9 protein-coding genes are annotated in these 17,551 nt (G+C 41.7%); 1 reads left to right on the plus strand and 8 read right to left on the minus strand.

Annotated elements, in window-relative coordinates:
* Positions 1 to 182: 182 nt before the first annotated feature.
* The 5 genes from DV942_RS01030 to DV942_RS01050 form a co-directional block, all read right to left on the minus strand.
* Positions 183 to 1,844 (minus strand): pectate lyase family protein, encoded by a 1,662-nt coding sequence (locus tag DV942_RS01030; RefSeq protein WP_145854515.1) that lies wholly within the window; start codon positions 1,842 to 1,844, stop codon positions 183 to 185.
* Between the two features lie 403 nt (positions 1,845 to 2,247).
* The gene (locus tag DV942_RS01035) at positions 2,248 to 4,098 is read right to left on the minus strand and encodes a RagB/SusD family nutrient uptake outer membrane protein (RefSeq protein ID WP_145854517.1); all 1,851 of its coding nucleotides are present in this window, start codon (positions 4,096 to 4,098) and stop codon (positions 2,248 to 2,250) included.
* Between the two features lie 11 nt (positions 4,099 to 4,109).
* A complete protein-coding gene (locus DV942_RS01040; RefSeq protein WP_145854519.1) occupies positions 4,110 to 7,379 on the minus strand; it encodes a SusC/RagA family TonB-linked outer membrane protein in 3,270 nt (1,089 codons plus the stop codon).
* Positions 7,380 to 7,821: 442 nt separating this feature from the next.
* Positions 7,822 to 8,490, minus strand: coding sequence for a DUF3826 domain-containing protein (locus tag DV942_RS01045; RefSeq protein WP_145854521.1), 669 nt, complete (start codon positions 8,488 to 8,490; stop codon positions 7,822 to 7,824).
* 12 nt (positions 8,491 to 8,502) lie between these two features.
* Positions 8,503 to 10,140 (minus strand): fucose isomerase, encoded by a 1,638-nt coding sequence (locus DV942_RS01050; protein WP_145854523.1) that lies wholly within the window; start codon positions 10,138 to 10,140, stop codon positions 8,503 to 8,505.
* Positions 10,141 to 10,367: 227 nt separating this feature from the next.
* On the opposite strand from DV942_RS01050, the gene DV942_RS01055 reads away from it, so the two are divergent.
* Positions 10,368 to 11,237: an AraC family transcriptional regulator gene (locus DV942_RS01055; RefSeq protein ID WP_090979354.1), complete on the plus strand. Its 870-nt coding sequence runs from the start codon at positions 10,368 to 10,370 to the stop codon at positions 11,235 to 11,237.
* Between the two features lie 102 nt (positions 11,238 to 11,339).
* Here DV942_RS01055 and DV942_RS01060 read toward each other — a convergent pair whose 3' ends face one another.
* From DV942_RS01060 to DV942_RS01070, 3 genes are all read right to left on the minus strand, one after another.
* Positions 11,340 to 12,272 carry a dihydrodipicolinate synthase family protein gene (locus DV942_RS01060; protein WP_145854525.1) on the minus strand — a complete coding sequence of 311 codons (933 nt, stop codon included), beginning with the start codon at positions 12,270 to 12,272 and terminating at the stop codon, positions 11,340 to 11,342.
* A gap of 55 nt (positions 12,273 to 12,327) precedes the next feature.
* Positions 12,328 to 13,896, minus strand: coding sequence for a sodium:solute symporter (locus DV942_RS01065; protein ID WP_145854527.1), 1,569 nt, complete (start codon positions 13,894 to 13,896; stop codon positions 12,328 to 12,330).
* Positions 13,897 to 13,994: 98 nt separating this feature from the next.
* Positions 13,995 to 17,549 (minus strand): malectin domain-containing carbohydrate-binding protein, encoded by a 3,555-nt coding sequence (locus DV942_RS01070; protein ID WP_244950797.1) that lies wholly within the window; start codon positions 17,547 to 17,549, stop codon positions 13,995 to 13,997.
* Positions 17,550 to 17,551: the final 2 nt, after the last annotated feature.

Raw genomic sequence — 17,551 nt, forward strand, 5'->3', positions numbered from 1 at the left:
TGCGAGGCAATGGAAATTATGGTCATCCGGATTGTAACGCAGTGAAACGGAGATCTCTCCCAGTTCAGATTTTAGCTTCGCTGAGCAATTGTGGTTCCCGGCTCCGTTGCACTGCGCCCGAAATGATTGGTAAATTGCGAGGTGAGTGGCGACACTTCCCTTCAAGCCTCTACCTTATCCGTTTATCTCAATTCCGGCCTCACTTTATTCACGTCTACCACGCTGTTTAAATATACTTCAATGTTCGAATAACCACTTTTGGTAATTTTAACGGCATCTGAAGCATCTTTAGGATTTAATCCCTGTTTAATCTCATAAGCATCAGGCATGCCATCATCGTCAGAATCTTTGTAAGGTGTACCCTTGTACTCCGGATAGCCGCCCACCTGCGAAATTTCGGTAATAATACCCAGTTTATAAGAATCACCTTTTAACCTGCGGTGTTCAAACTGGAAAGCGGAAGGTTTGGCATCAGGATGTACTTCGATTTTGCCGGTAGCCACCTGCTTTACCACGCGGGTATCAACAGGGTCGCGTTTAGGTAAGGTAGCACCCGCATTGGCCAGGACATAATCTTTAGCTTGCAAGGTTGGGATAATGCTGATTTTTGGCATCGGAAAAGGTTTTTTAGCCTTCATGGCCGGGAAATATTTACTAGCCGTTTCGAATGGCATTAAATTCCCCTTTTTATCTTCCATTTGTACGCCACCAGCCCAGTTATCACGGGTTACTTTCTCATTTCCATCGATAATATTGCCACTTACATAGGCCCTGCCGAACACCACGTAAGGCAATTTACTCCGGCCTGATTCAGGTTTTAAAATGCGGTAGCTGATCGGGTCGCCCAATTCGGTAACCGGACCAGGTTTGTAGAAGTTATTGATGATATTGTATTGTGCAGTATAATCACCACCATCAGTTGAGCGGTTGTTCCAGTTGAAAACCACGTTATTGGCAAAGTTGAAAATACCATTCCAGCCAATGGATGGGTTACGGGCACCATTATCGGCCCAAAGATTGCGTACAAAAGCGCAGTTTTCGCCACCTAAAGTACTGCCAAAAGCGTGGTTCCAGTAATCCAGCGCTTCAGAGAAGATCGAATTCTGGATAGTGATATTCACTGTGCCCAGTTTTTCTTCAATTTTACCGGTGCTGTCGTTATACATGTGGCGGTACATCGACATATTTTCATCTAATCCCCAACTGGCCGAAACGTGGTCGATCATGATGTTGCCTACCGGGTTACCACCAATGGCATCGTCGCGACGACCCACAAACGTTTCTCCTCTTCTAAAACGCATGAAACGCACAATTACATCGTGGGTATTTAGCCAAACCGATTCACCGGCTACGCAAACCCCGTCGCCGGGTGCCGTTTGACCAGCAATGGTAATATATGGTGCACGGATGATTAAAGGGGTTTTTAAGCGGATAATCCCGGCAACATTAAATACCACAATGCGGGCGCCCCCTTGCTCGCAGGCATCACGTAATGAACCCGGACCGCTATCGTTTAAATTTTTTACGACAATAACCCTTCCGCCGTGGCCGCCAAAACTATAGGCTCCACCACCTTCAGCGCCAGGGAAAGCCAAAAGTTCTGATTGTGGTAAATCAGTTGGCCGGCCCGCCCATGGAATATAAGGTTTACCTGCTGCAGCTTCCTTCGCGATAATAGGCTTGGCCTTTTCCCAGGCAATATCTGATTGATGGTAAGCTTCTTTAAGCATCGAATCGGATGATTTTTTTACATCATCAGGGATTTTAGGGTATTGCGCGAAAGCATGATTGGTGGAGAGCATTAATGCTGTTGCGAACAACAGATTTAAAAAGTTCTTTTTCATTTGTGTTTTGCCCGTTGAGGAAACTAAAGAAATGTCGCAAATATTTTTAACTTAACCTAAATGCCAGGTTAATTTTTTTAAAAAATTGCGGCTTTATCTTTTGCTAATCCTATGATTGTATTTTGGTTAGAAAGTATATAATGTTTCAAATTTGCATGCTGTATGGCCTTGTTTTCGGTATAATTTTAGCGAAATTTTGTATCATGTTACCAAAAGGTGAAATGACCCGCCAGTCCGTCAAATTACATCCGTTCAATCCAGTTACAAGATAGCAATAAAATTCATATATAAATGTAACATTCTTAAGTGAAAAAAAAGGAAACAAATTAATGTTTCCTTTTTTCAAACCAAATATAGCAAAACAGAGCGGTGAGCAAACCGCCCCTAAAGAGATTGTGAATGATTATTGAAGTGGATCAAACGGGCCACCCCATGTATTGTTTTGTTGCAAATTAACGTTGTTGTTGATTGCAGCAGTTGGAATGCCATAGAAATAATTACCCGACTGGAAATTAATGTTTTGGTTATCAAGCGCTTTTAAACTTAACGTAAAGCTTGAAGTGTATAGAGCGTCTAATGAATTTGATGCAGAGGCCTCCCTGTTTGAAGCAATATAATCCGTTGCCAGCGTTCCGCTTCTTTTTAGCTGTATGACAAGTGCATTTCTTTTCATTCCATTAAGGGTTGATTCAAGTAGTTTCCTCCTTCTCAGATCAAAAAATCTTTTACCTTCAAATGCAAATTCAACCTGTCTTTCTTTCATAATGGCAGCAACCAGATCGCTACGTGACATGCCAGCGTCTAAGCCGTACAGTCCATCAGCCCCAGCCTCAATGCCTGCTCTTTTTCTAATGGCGATCAAATTAACATATGGTTCATCCGCAATGCCTGATTTATTCAATTCTGCCGCACTTTCTGCCAGATTCAACAGCACTTCTGCATAACGGATTTCAATCCAATCGGTACCGATGAATGTACTTGGCGAAGCTTTGGTTTCATCTACTCCTTTACGTAGATAGAAGCCAGTGTTACTCGCTGCAGTTGCTTCTGTCGTTTTATTGGTGGTACCTGTAGCTGCGCTGTAATAATAATACGTCCATAAGCGTGCGCCATTCATGACATTACCCCAGGTTGCCCCATTATAAGCAATAGTGGCGTAAAATCTTGGGTCTCTGTTTTTATAGAAGGTAGACATGGCATACGGATATTTTGTTGATGCGCCAGGTCCGCTAGCCGGCTTGCCATCCAGCATCGGAAAAGCTAAACTCATTTCGTAGCTAGGTGTAAATGAGCCGCTTCCTGAAACAGATCTTGGTCTGGCACTATTATCGAATGAATTATTATTAGCATTGATATCAACAGATGATGTATTGAATCCTGTTACCAATACTGCTTCTGGATTTGCCGGGCCACCGTTCGAAGTTCCCCCTTCGGTTGTCCACATGGTGTAGTCGAATTTAGGATAAAGTCCAAAACCATTCGCAGATAATATGGTTACGGCAGTCTTATTTGCATCGTAGGCTGCCTGCCATCTGGCCACATCGTTATTGGGATTAAACTGCGGGCTGGCATAAGTTAGCAATACCCTACCCATAAAAGCAGCAGCTGCACCTGAAGTAATTCTACCATAATCGGCTTGTTTAGGCCATTTTGCTGGTAAATATTTTACACATGAATCCAGATCGCTTTTAATCTGTGCAAATACTTCGCTGGTTTTAGCACGAGGTGTTAGGGCCAGTTGTTTTGCCTCATCGCCAACGGCGTTAAGCGGCACCAGGATCAAGGGTACCCCTCCGTATAGTTTAACGAGTTCGAAATATCGATATGCTCTCCAGAAATAGGCCTGGGCTGCAAACCGACGTTTCACGGCTATATCTAGTGTACCTGCATTCAGATCTCTCAGGAAAGTATTAATTGTCCGGATTTTTCCGTAACTGTTATTGTTGGCATTGGCTACCCCTAAATCGGTAACACTTTCTATGGTAGCGGTCCCTAATACAAAAACGTTACTTCCCTGCCCTTCTTCTGTGAGGTTATATGTTCCGGCTGAGTGAATGGAACCACCGGTACTACCGAACCAACCTGGTTGGTTTTGACTATATAAATAATCAACATTTAACTTTACCGTGGTTGAATCATTAAATACCTGCTCTGCGGTAAAATTTCCCAAATCAGATTTTTCCAGAACTTTTTTGCAGTTTGTTAGCGAAATTACGGCTAAACTCAATGCAGTTATAACGAATATCTTTTTCATCTTAATACGTATTAAAAGCCAATATTTAAACCGAACGACCAAGTTTTTAGTGTTGGATAACTATATAAAGCTGTTTGCAGATCTCTGTATTTACCAGGATATGGATTAATAAATTGGATTGGATTGGTAGCTACGGTGAAAACCCTTGCGCTAGACATACCTATTTTATTGGCGATTCTGGTTGGTATGTTATAACTTAAGTTCAAGCTGGTGATGTTAAAACTCGTCGCTTTGACTAACCAGAAATCAGACGTTACTTCAAAATTTGTTCTGAAAAAAGGGTTAGGGTAAGCTGCATCCGTGTTTGTTGGTGTCCAGTGATCTACCCAATAAACAGGTCGGTTGTTGTAAATAGATGCACCTGTTGCAGAGCTGGATTGATTTGCTGGTTTTAAACCATCAATTGATGTCCAACCGCCCCATGAAAGCCCCATAATCACGTTTAAAACCAAACCTTTATACCCAACATTCCAGTTTAGCCCCAGCGCGTTGTGGTTACTTTGCCTGTTTGTAATAAAAGACTGATCTTTTTTATCGGTACTGATTATCCCGTCGCCATTTACATCTTCGTAATTGATCATGCCTGGCTGTAAGGCTTGTCCAAATATTTTAACATTGGCTGCTCCTCCTGCTGCTGCTGCACGTTGTGCTATAATTGCATCAGCTTCGGCCTGGGTTCTGATAATACCTAGTGACTTGTAACCAAATATCCCTAAATCAGAAGATCTTCCGGTAACATCTTCAACAGTACCCACAATTGCTGCAGATTGATCTACTTTTAACATTTTATTATCCATCCAGGTATAAAATGGACTAAAGCTGTAGCTAAAATCTTTACCAATATTGTCTTTCCAGGTTAACGAGAACTCCCAGCCAAAGGTATTGGCATTAGTATAGTTCTCTGTTGGTGTATTTGCGCCAATGGTTGCCGGAACAGATGAACTTAATGTGGTTAAAATATCTGTACCGTGATTCCAGTAATACTCTCCGGTGAATGATAAGCGATTTTTCAGGAAAGCCATATCTACACCGTATGATGTTTTAAACTCTTTGTTCCAGGTTACGTCGGCATTTGGAATCGCCAGATTTGGTTTAATGGCAATTGTCCGGTTATCGTTTCCATTAAACACGGCCCCTCCAGAACTTCCGGTGCCCAGATTATAGTTGGCTAAATATTGATAAGCTTTTGTATTATCAACACCAGATAAACCAAATGAGGCCCTGAACTTTAACAGGTCTAACCATTTCAGGTTATTTGCAATAAAGGACTCTTTTGAGGCTACCCAACCAACCGACGCGGCAGGGAAATTACCCCAGTTTTTGCCCGGTGCAAACCTTGAGCTTCCATCTCTTCTGAAGATCGCCTGAAAAAGGTATTTCTGATCGTAATCGTAATTGAACCGGGAGATAATCGATTGAAAGCCAAAAGTACTTACTGTTGCGGATTGGTTTGAATTTGACGTACCAACAGCGAAAGATTGATAATCTAAAGCGCCTGCCACTAAGCCTGTTGCCTCTGCATTAACACCTTCACTGTTTTGTTCCCGTTGCTCAAATAAAGCCAGCGCGGAGATATTATGCTTTCCAAATGACCGGTTGTAGTTAAAACCTCCGTTTATCTGATAGCTATCTGCAAAGACTGGTGTTAAACGAACTTTGTCCCCGTTCAATACATTGAATGTACCGGTTAAATTTCCTCCCGGAATATGGTTGTTGGCACCTAACCCGGCATATTTATAATAAACAAATGAGGTACCGAATTGCTTGTTGTTGGCTGCATTTAGATTTTTATTAAATGTTGCAGTGGCTGTCAATCCTTTAATACCGGGAATTTCATAAGTAACTTTAGCCAGGATATTTGTTGATGTATTGGTACCACCGGTATAGTTATTTGAGTTTTGGATCTGGAAAAAGTTGATATTATCGTTACCACCGGTATTGCTTCCTCCAATAACTACGGGATTACCATTGATAAAATATTCTTGCCATGGCTGAACATTCTGTAGTGATGCGGCATCATTGTCCAGATTTTCTGAAGTGCTGGTTAGTTTATACCAGTAACTTCTGGAATAGCCAACATTTGCGTTTAACGATAATGAGGTAACCAAACCTTTGGCAGGTTTTGCATCAACTGATGCTCTTAAGCCATATTTGTGTGAATTAATTCCTTTAAAGTTACTGTTCTGATTAACGAAGTCGCCGCCAATAAAATAGGTTACTTTATCTGTACCGCCACTAATATTTGCTGCTGTTCTCCAAACATAAGCTGGTTTAAAAGCATCGCCAAAGTAATCGTGACTATTGTTGGCAAAATATTCTAATTCATCCGGGGTGTACCAGGCAGCAGTTCTTGAGCTCGCCGGAACACCAGCGGTTACCAGATAGCCATCAGCGTTAATGTATTTATCTACCGGTACACCTGGTACGGTTTGGATATATGCTGATGCATTGGTGTAATCGTTAGAAAATGTACCCAATTGCAAAGAATTCATCATTTTAGGCATAATCGTCGCAGTAGAAATGCCCAGTGAATTGCTTATATTAAATTTGGGCGCGCCGATTTTTCCTTTTTTGGTTCTGATCATCACTACACCGTTAGCACCTTGAATACCAAAAATGGCTGCTTCCGCATCTTTTAATACGGTTACGCTTTCTACCTCGTTAATGTCAAGGTTGTCGAAATCTGCTTGTGTCCTGATGATATCATCAATCACAAATAATGGATTGGTTCCTTGTCCGCCATCTTTAGCAAATACCACTGGATTACGGATTGTGATCGTGGTGCCCTGTCCTGGTCTTTGTGCGCCACCGGAAACACTTAAACCCGGCGTAGTACCCTTTAATGCTGATGTAATGTTCAAAGCCGGAATATCCTCAACAGCCTTTAGGTTAGGGGTAGAAACGGATCCCGTTAGCGAGGTTTTCTTTTGTGTACCATAACCTACTACAACCACATCGTCTAAACCCTTATTATCCGCAACAAGCTTTACGTTGATATTGTTCTGGCTGCCTACGGTAATAAGCTGTCTGACGTAACCGATATAGGAAAACACCAATACATCTGTATTGTTTCTCACCTGAATGGTATAAACGCCATCTGCATTGGTACTGACATTGCTTGGCATACCTTTAATGCTGACGTTAACCCCTGGTATACCGCTCCCATCTGATTGATCAACAACCTTACCGGTAACCTTTCGCTCCTGGGCAAAAAGTATTGTACTTGCCACCAGCATCAGTAGCAAAGGCAAAGAAATTTTGCGTAAAAATTTTAAGTTCATATTGTTATTTGGTTAGTTTTGAAGTTATTTAAATGGTTGCATTGCTCCACTTAACGTTCAGCTATTTTAATCAGGCATGTTGCTAAAATGCCGCTATTAAAAGCTTAAAAAGGTTCTTTATTTATGATTTAAAAAAAAATAGGTTAATCGGCGTTTATCGAAAATCATGCGACAAAACATAGCGTAATCTGGCTCATGTATAGTTAATCTGTGTGAATGTTTTGGTTAGAAAGTAGTAATTCAAACTGCAATTAAAGTATCGATATTCCAGCTAGCTTTATTGACTGAATATTGTATGATCTAATTTATATGAAATCAAAAATACCAGCTATTATATCTTTTAATAATTGACATTACAAGGTACTAATAAAATTCATATATAAATGCAATATTCTTGAATAAAAAATGTTAAAAAAAATTCACGCATTAAAACCAATGGGAATTAATTGCCATCAGCTTTTGCCTTGCGCCTTTTTTCCCATTCAATACCTTCTTTTTTCAGGTCGTAACCGGCAGCAGAAAGGTAATTGTTGATGCGGCCTTTATACTTACCGAACCAGGCATGTTTTTTATCTGATGATTCTGCATCCATTGCACGTTCCCGCGCCTCAGTTAACCAAACTAAAATTTGCTTTTTCTGCTCATCGGTTAAAGTGAGTATTTCTTCCTGGTAAGCTTTATAAGTAAGCGGCAGTACGCCGTAAGTCATACCGTTTTTCACCCCTTCAATTTGCTCATTATTGAGATGGGCGTTCAATTTGCTGATGTATTTTTTGTGCAGTTTAGCCAGCGATTCTTCTACCGCACGGTTCTGCTTAGCTAAAGCCGAATCGCGAAATACCTTATTATCTTTATTTTTCTCCTTAATATCTTTCGCCCCGAGGTCTCTGGCGGTATAAATATCGTTCAGGTTACTGTACTGATCTCTGATGATATTGGTAACCTTTTCAGCTTTTTTGCTATCGCTGATACCAAGGGTATTTACAATTTTAGCAGCACGCTCAGTAATGGTTTTGGTATAGGCGGCCTGATCTGCAAGGGCCTTATCCTGGGCAAAAACTGCCGTTGAAACGGAGAACGTTAAGAACAGGGCTAAAATTTGTGATTTCATTTTTTTATATCTTTAATTAGAATTTCTTTTTTTTCCAAGGTTGACATCTCCACAAAAGTGCACTTTTATGCCCAGTTCATCCATAGCCGCTACTTTAATTCTGCAGGCTTCATGTGCACCGGCTTCGTAACTGGTATATACCACCTGAATGTGGTTGGCCTGGTGGCGTGCCATTAACTGATCGCGGTTGACCCCTTTTAAAATGGCATGCATAATAGGCCACTCGGGTGTGGTTCCCTCCCATCTTCTTTTGGTTTCAGCTGCAGGTAAAGAGACTACTTCGCCCACTCCTAAATCGCAGTGCAGTTCATTATGCTTTATATATACGCGGCTCCAGACGATGAAACCGGGCTTACTAATGCCTTTTAATGATCCACCGCCCAAACGGAAATACATGGCTGGCTGTCTGTCGCTGCTTGCTCCGGCGTAACCATCAATGAAATGTGCGGCTGGCGCCGCGCCTGAAATGAGAAAGAGCCAAACAAAGCCGTCAATTTCGCCTCCTTTATAATGTTCGCCCCAACGGATATCATGCAGGGTATTTTCTCCGCTCATGCCGAGTTCATTCCAGAGTTGATAAGTGAGCAGAGCATCCAAACCGGCACATTCATCAACTTCGTTAAAATGTGGTAAAGCCTTTTTGGCATACAGTTCTTTGCCGTTTAAGCCATATACCGGTGGACGGTCTTCGTTATTGAGCAAACCTTCCACCAAATCGCTGGCCACGGTCAAATCTTTTAAACCCTGCTGGTATTGGATACCGATGGTGTCGCAGCTAAACTCGTCGGCAATGCGGAGTGCTGCAATATACATGCGGCATTGCTCAAGTGTTTGTCTTCTTGTCAATTGTGTAGCCTCGTCAGTACCCCAGTTAAAGGTCATTCCTTTTTGCAACAGCCAATCTAAAACACCTTCAGCTTCCTGATCGGTTACCTGTAACATGGCGGCATATAAAGCCGATTGACTGAGCCGCTCTTTAAAGAAACCGGTGCGGTGCAGCAGTTCATCGGGTATGATAGCATTGTACATACCCATGCATCCTTCGTCAAACACGCCCATTATTACTTTTCGTTCTTTCAGACTTCTGGCAAAGTCCCGACCTTTTCTATCGTCGCTTAAAGGGATTTTATTTAGCGCGAAACTTTTAACGTGACTTTGATCATAACTGATTTTACCGGTAGAAAGCCATTCCCGCAATCCGTCGATAAAAAAATCGTCTGTAAAATTTTCACTCCACATCGTACTGTAGGGGATTTGTGCTTTGGTTAAACAACCGTTTAAATTTAACATGCCTACCAGTCCGGGCCACTGTCCGCTCCAGTTGGCGAGGGTAAGTATCGGACCGCGGTGCGTGGTTAATCCGGCTAATACGTGATGAGAATACTGCCAAACGCTCTCTGCAACGATTAAAGGCTGCCCGGGGTCAATACTCCTGAAGATATCCATACCCATTCTTTGCGAATCGATGAAACCGTGTTTTTTAACCGGATCATAAGCGTGTGCCCGTTTAACCTTCCTGCCAAGCTGCTCGATTGCTGCAGTTAATTTTTGCTCCATTTCGGCTTGCGCTGCCCAGCAACTTTGGTTTGCCGAAAGGCGTAAATCTCCACTGGAAACGATAAGAATTTCGTTTGATTGATCTGGTCTCATATTTTATTAATGAACATAAAATTTACAGGAAAATAATATGTTCTTTATTAATTTGGTTATGCCATACGGCTCTTATACAAAACTCTGCAATGAAATACAGCATTTTATCATGCTTTTTATCAACTTAATATAGGATATTATCATTTAAGTGCCTAAATTGGGCGTTTGTAATTGATGCCCTTATCGGCATTGGATGGCAATCCTAACCAAATGTTTTTATTAGAATCATGAAACCTCATTTTCATAAAGTACCCATTACCTTGCAAAGTTCTTTTAGTATCCGTCATGATATTAAACCCGATTTCGGCAATATCTGGCATTACCATCCGGAGCTTGAACTGCATTATGTAATTAAAGGTGAAGGTGTACGTTTTATCGGCGATAACATCAGTAATTTTGTACCGGATGAAATGGTTTTGCTGGGCGAAAACCTGCCACATACCTGGCGTTGTAAAGATGAGTATTTTCAGGGCAACCCCGATTTAACTACCGAGGCGATGGTGATTCATTTTCTGCCTGATTGCCTGGGGAAGTATATGCTCACTTTGCCGGAGGCTTACCTGATTCCGAAGTTATTTGAGAAAGCAAAAAGCGGCATGGTAATTAATGGTAAAGCTAAAGACAAACTGATTGATTTAATGCGTGCCGCAGTTGATGCCACCAACCTTGACCGGATTATTATTTTGCTCTCCATTTTAAAAACGCTGGCCGAAACGGATGAATACTCGACCATTGTAACAAGCAAAAACACCTTTTACCAAAGCAATGAATCTGAAACCCTGCGGATTAACAAAATCTGCAATTATACCTTAAGTAATTATAAAAAAGAAATTACATTGGAAGAAGTAGCTTCTTTAAGCAATTTGAGTGTAACCTCTTTTTGCCGTTATTTTAAGCTGATGACGAAAAAGACATTCTACGATTTTCTGATCGAGATCAGGGTGAGCCACGCCTGTCGTTTTCTGATTGAAAATAAGTTGCCTACTGAAATGATCTGTTTTGATTGTGGCTTTAATAACGTTTCCAATTTTTACCGACATTTTAAAAAGGTAACGGGAATGACGCCGCTGGATTATAAGCGTAAGTATTTGAATTGATTCTTTAAGACCTTACAGGTTTTTAAAACCTGTAAGGTCTTAATAGAAAATGTCAGATGGTAACATCTGACACCACACCAAAAAACCTATAAGGTTTATGGTTTATATAAAAACTTCAATATTTAACTCGCTTCTTAAGGCAGTATAATCATCAAACAATTTTTCTACTTCTTTAACTACATCGGACGTAAATGCGCCCACATTTCTCCGTGTAAAAGTTGAAATGTTTAAACCGCGTTTCTGCAGAAAATATTTGGAAACTACGGGGTAAACGTTGTGCATCACGTCCATATTATCCGTCAGGAAATTTTGCACAGCAGCTACATCATCTTTTAAATGGCTATCGTTGTAATGGTCGCAAAGCCAAACAATTAACTCCGGAAAATAATTGCCCTGAATGCAGGATAATCCTGAAGTACCTGCTTTTAAGGATTCTACGGCATGCACCATATAAGCATCATATAAGCCAAATGCATGACCATCAGTGAGTTTAAGTTTTTCTTTAATCTGAGTAAGATCAAGGCTGGTATCTTTATGGTAAATTACCCTTCCTGTTGCTACAAAATCAGCCAGTTGCTGTGATTTTAATACTCTTTTGTAGGGTACCGGACATTCGTAGAAACCCATCGGAATTTCATCCGTTTGATGCAGCAGCTCGAACACGCGGCAGTTAAATATTTCATCGCTTTCCCCCTCATTGGCCAATAAACTGGTAATGGCAATAACGGCCTCAACGCCGGTATCGCTTACTGCTTTCACAAAGTCGGCCTGTTTGGAAATGGCCCCACCAAAGGTACCGGTAGCCACAACCGGTACCGCCCCGTTTACAACTTTAATAACATGTTTGATGACCTGGATGCGCTCTTTATCTGTTAATTCGAACATTTCGCTCGAAAGGCAATTGGCAAATAAACCCGATGATCCGGCCTGCAAATAAATCTCTGTAAGCTGAGTAAGTGCCGGATAATCGATATTTCCATTGCTTAAGAAAGGCGTAAGCATTACCGGGATGAACCCTTTTTGTGAGTTTTCCATTATATTGTGTTCTGATACATTGTTCTAAATAATTGCCAGATTGAACCTTCCGGATTTAACTGACGGTTTTGATTTTTCTGTTTTTAATTTTCGTCAGGAAAAGTCCTGTTAAAAAAATGGTTAAGGTACCAGTTACAATAATCATGTTTTTATGCAACGGATTTCTAAAAGCTTCATATTCCGGAGGCAGAAGAGAAGAAAATGTCATCCATATAATTACGGCAATACCGATAATAGTTGCGGTTATGGCTTCGTGGTTTTTGGTTTGCCGGCTTATAATGCCCAATAAAAACAAACCCAGCATGCCGGCGGCGAATATGCCCGAAAGCTCCCACCATACATCCAATATACTTTTTACCCCAATCATGGCAATGCCCGCAATCATGCCGAGTAAACCAAAAGCTACTGTTGCGATGTGCAGCAGTGATAAATTCTGCCTTTCATTGATTTCGGGTTTAAAATACCGCTTGTAAATATCGACCGAAAAAACAGTTGCCGAAGCGTTCATTCCGGAGCTGATGGTGCTCATAGCGGCCGATAAGATGGCTGAAACAATCAGTCCCACTAAGCCCACCGGTATTTTGGTCACCATAAAATGCGGCATAATTTTATCGCCGTAATCTGCCGGTTGTAAAGCGTTCTGTACTTTTAAAACCTCAGTTGCAGCAGCATGCAAAGGCAATCGCTCTACCGCTACCTGGTGTTTGATCGATTGTACCAGTTCAGGATTAATTTCGTAGTAGGCAAATAAGCAAGATCCTATAATAAAGAAAAGTAAGGATGCCGGAATATATAACCATACACATAACCAGATTGATTTAGAGGCTGCCCGGCTTGATGAAGCGGTATGGTAGCGCTGTATATAATTCTGATCCATACCAAAATTATTCAGGTTGATGAAAAAGCCATAAAGCAAAACTACCCAAAAAGATGAGCTGATAAAATCAGGTTTAAAGCTCCCTAGACTAAATTTATCGGCGGCTCTGCCTATCTCTGCTATTTTCGCTACTCCGCCGGGCATATTGCTGATCACGAGATAAAGGATGAGTAAAGCACCAAATGTTTTTACGATGGCCTGTACCACTTCTGTCCATATTACCGCTTCAATTCCTCCTAAAACAGTATAAACAATGATGCAGATGCCCATTACAATCATAATCATTTGCATGGAATAGCCGGTTAAAGCCTGTAAACTCAAAGCGATGCCGAAAAAGATGGAACCCATCCTTGCCAGTTGCGTAAGCAGGAAGCAAACGACAGCATATACCCTTGCCCAGGCACCAAAGCGCTTTTCTAGATGGGTATAGGCCGATATTTCACCTGTATTTCTGTAAAATGGCACAAAGTATTTAGAAGCTACCCACGCGGCCAGTGGCATTGAGATACTAAATACAAAAGCATTCCAGTTACCACCGAAAGCTTTTCCGGGTACACCCAAAAAAGTATTGCTGCTTAAGAACGTTGCATAAATAGATAAACCTATTGCCCATCCGGGAATGAGGCCCGAAGCTTTTGTAAATTGCTCGGAATTCTTATTTTTACTGGAAAAATAAACACCAACCAGTATCATTCCAACCAAATAAATGGCGATAATCGCAAGATCGAATATAGGCAGACCCTTCATTATTGGTTGGCTCGTTTATTAATTTGGTTAAAACAAATATGCATTTCTAAAAAACAGTATTCATATAAGATTTTGGCTACATATTGTACCATCTTATCTTATTGAACATCCAAAGCATCAATACTCATTCCTTTGGTTTCGATGGCAGTAATTCTTAGCTGATAGGCACCTGCGTTAATCATACTACCGGTACTGGTGCTGAAATAGTTCCATTTACCTGTCTTGGTTGGTGCAAATTCTGCCTGTTCTGTTTTCATCAAAGTACCATCAGCTGATAAAAGTTCCAGTTTAGCTTTGAGATTTTGCTCAAAAGGGTTGTGATATTTAATGGTTAACGAATAGTTATCGGCAACACCTACGGCGAAATTCCAGGTTAGAACGGCATCTGTATTGGCTTTAAAAGTAACGCGCTCCTTGCCCATCAACTCTTCTTTTACAATGTGGTTACCTTTTAAAATCGCATCGGTAGCCTTGTAGGTGGCGGTATTTTTTAAATCGTAAGCAGGTTGTAAATGCGTAACCGGTAAAACGAAAACATTTGCCGTGCGGCTATCAAAAATGATCCGCTCGCTTGGGTTAAGCCTTTTACGGTACAGCCGGAAGCTTTCTGCGTTGCTGTTGGCCAAAGCGGTTTTAGTATCTTCAAAACCTGTTGGCACATGACTGTTGGGGTTTAATGCAACAAAGGTATCTGCTGTGTCCGTCGCGGTAAATTCAATGCCCTCCTGCCCGCGCGAAGCTTTAAGCCATTCGGAACCAAATATGCTGGAAGGCAGGCTGGTAAAGTTTGTTTTTTCTCCAATAAATTGTGCTTCTCCAATGTCCAGCCAGTTATGTACTTCTGCATTTTTAATTTTGGTTAGAAGCGATTGGCTTGCGGGTGCAGGCTTAATATTTTGATTCGAACTGGCTATGGCAATGGCCGAAATTACTGCCTGTCCAACTTTTATTTCCGGAAAATGAATCGTTAAAGCACCACCCTTTACAGTCGTTTTGATGGTTTTCCTTAACAATGTATTGCTCCCGACTTCTTTCCAGATATCTAAATCTTTAATCACGGTTTTGCCATTGAAAGCCACATCGAATAAGCGCATGCCTTCCGTGTCTAAGCCACCACCTATGCCCAACCAGGGTTCTATAAAATAAAGTTCTACCAAATATTCGCCATCTGGCAAAGGAAAATGGTATTTCAGCTGGTCCCGGCCATACCTGAAAGTCTGAAATAACTTCCAATCGGTTGTGCCTGCAATGGGTTGAAAAGTACGGCGCTGACTGGCAAAAAAAACAGGTATACCCGGAAAATCTTTTGTCCAGGAGCTCGAACCAAAACAATTTTTCGATGTTAAGTTCCTGTCTGCCAACCATCGATTCCCGTAGGTATCAGTATAATCATCGCCACCACAATTTAAGCGGTAAACATAGTGGTAGCTTTTTTCAGGAGCTATTATTTTTTGATCGGTAACCAGTTGATTGAAATCAGGGCTTTGCGGTAGATTTTGCAAAACAAGCTGATCTTTTGCAACCGCTTTCCCATTAACGTAACCTATCGCATACAATACATTATATTTGATATTGGGTTTGTTCCACTGAAAATGCGTGCCGGTTACACCTCGCTTCTTTTTGCCAAGCGATTGACTGCTAATATCGTTAAAAAGCGCTACTTCATCACAATTGGAATATACCACCACACTATCTTTTATCCCGGGCCTGCTCCAGCGGTTTGGCCAGGTATGCGATACGATGTATACCATCGGTTGTGTTGCTTTTGGCGCATAGTTAGCCCTGAACATGTAAAAAACATCGGTAGGTTCTTCCCATGGCGTAAACATGCCTTTATAATTTACAGGGCCAACCCGGTCTAAATCCCGAAGTCCCTCGCCTCCCTGAACGCGACCCGGATTATCATGCGAGCTATACAGCCAGAAAAAATGCCCTGCAGTTTTATCCTTTACCGATTCGGCCAAACGCACTTTGGTTTCCATCAGGTCGGTCATTTTGTTTTCGGTATAACCCTTTCCTGCCGCATCAACATCGTGCAGATCGATGGTTCGCCAGGCGCCGTATTCGCCTACCAAAACCTGTCTTTGCAGGTCTTCGCCATAAGTTAAGGGGTTGCCGCCATAGGTGCCTGTCCAGTTTTGGGGAACATCCCAATCGGTGCCTTTGCCGCCATTACAAGTGGTTACTTTTCTTTGTGACGATGCGGTTGGGTCGAGTTTACGGATTAATTCGGTGCACTCCCGGGCGAAATCTTCAGGCAAAGTGCTTTCGTTTTCCAATCCCCATAAAACCACCGCCGGACTATTTCGTCTTTCTTTTACCCAATCGGTTAAAAGGGCTTTGAAGTTTTTTCTAAATTCAGGGGTATCGTACCAGATGTGTGCAGCCATTTGTGTCCAGCATAAGATCCCTTCCCTATCCCAATAATTAGAATACAACAGGTTGTGTGGCTGGTGTGCATCGCGGAAGGCATTAAAACCTGCAGCTTTAATCTGCATCACACGCGAACGGATTTGGGCATTGCTGAAAGCATGGCTCTGGCCGATTAAATGTTCGTATTCGGCTATCCCATTGATAAATACAGGTTTTCCGTTTAACAAAAATACTTTCTGATTGGCCTGTTCCCCGATTGGCCAGCTAATCCAGCGGATACCGTAAGGTGTTTGCTGTTCATCGAGCACATTTCCATTTTCAATGAGGGTGGTTCTAAGCGTGTAGAGATATGGGTTTTCCAGCGACCATAATTTCGGATTACTTATAGTAGCCGTCTTCTGTACTACATTAATTTCTTTCCCCGGACCAAGATGAATGGTACTGCTCAAGGTTTGTATTATTTTTCCATTTGCTTCTGTGAGCTGACTGATCAGGTTAAGCGATTTTCCTTTTGAGCCATAGTTTTTAAGACTTGTAGTGAAATTTAAAACAGCAGCCTTTTCTGAAATTTTATTATCGTTCCAGATGTGAATACCAAAAGGTTCTACGCGAACTTCATTGGTAACGATGAGGTGAACAGGCCTGAAAATTCCCATAGGTTGCGAGCCTTCCGAAAAGCCACGTTCAGTAGAACAACCGCCATCAACCCAGGGTAAATCCTGAATGTTGGCCGGGTGATCGGCCCTCACTGCCAGTATATTTTCAACGTTGTTCAGTTTAATCGCCGTTGTAATGTCGAGTGTAAAGGTAGTTCTGCCACCTGCATGGTAGCCTACCTTCTGACCATTTAGCCAAACTGTTGCATAAGAGCCTACTCCTTCAAAATACAAAAAGAAACGTTTTCCAGCCTTGATTTCATTTGTTTTAAAACTCTTTCGATACCAGGCATAACCGTGTTTGTTACCGTGCAACCTGCGTTGGTAGCCCTCGTATTGATCCCAGTTATGCGGTACATTTACACTTTTCCAGTTTTTAGGATGATAAGTGGCTGCCTGAAAACCCTCAAAGGCATTTATACTTTTCTCATCGGCAACAGTAAGCCAACTGTTATTTAAAGAAATAGTCTTCCGGATCTGAGCATTAACGAAATTTATACTGCATAATGCCAGCAACAATAAGGTGAAGAAATGCTTTGAAGTATAGGTTCTTGGTTCGTGCTGACATGAACCAAGGCTTTTGAATATGGGGATTACTTCCTTGTCCGAGATACGTGTCTCCACGG

Source organism: Pedobacter suwonensis, from assembly GCF_007833675.1.
Classification (GTDB): Bacteria; Bacteroidota; Bacteroidia; order Sphingobacteriales; family Sphingobacteriaceae; genus Pedobacter; species Pedobacter suwonensis.

What these genes read in the sequence shown, in the direction of transcription:
- DV942_RS01045 (WP_145854521.1), bottom strand. Translation starts at nt 8,490, where the DNA reads ATGAAATCACAAATTTTAGCCCTGTTCTTAACGTTCTCCGTTTCAACG.
- DV942_RS01060 (WP_145854525.1), bottom strand. Translation starts at nt 12,272, where the DNA reads ATGGAAAACTCACAAAAAGGGTTCATCCCGGTAATGCTTACGCCTTTC.
- DV942_RS01055 (WP_090979354.1), top strand. Translation starts at nt 10,368, where the DNA reads ATGAAACCTCATTTTCATAAAGTACCCATTACCTTGCAAAGTTCTTTT.
- DV942_RS01050 (WP_145854523.1), bottom strand. Translation starts at nt 10,140, where the DNA reads ATGAGACCAGATCAATCAAACGAAATTCTTATCGTTTCCAGTGGAGAT.
- DV942_RS01035 (WP_145854517.1), bottom strand. Translation starts at nt 4,098, where the DNA reads ATGAAAAAGATATTCGTTATAACTGCATTGAGTTTAGCCGTAATTTCG.
- DV942_RS01065 (WP_145854527.1), bottom strand. Translation starts at nt 13,896, where the DNA reads ATGAAGGGTCTGCCTATATTCGATCTTGCGATTATCGCCATTTATTTG.
- DV942_RS01030 (WP_145854515.1), bottom strand. Translation starts at nt 1,844, where the DNA reads ATGAAAAAGAACTTTTTAAATCTGTTGTTCGCAACAGCATTAATGCTC.
- DV942_RS01040 (WP_145854519.1), bottom strand. Translation starts at nt 7,379, where the DNA reads ATGAACTTAAAATTTTTACGCAAAATTTCTTTGCCTTTGCTACTGATG.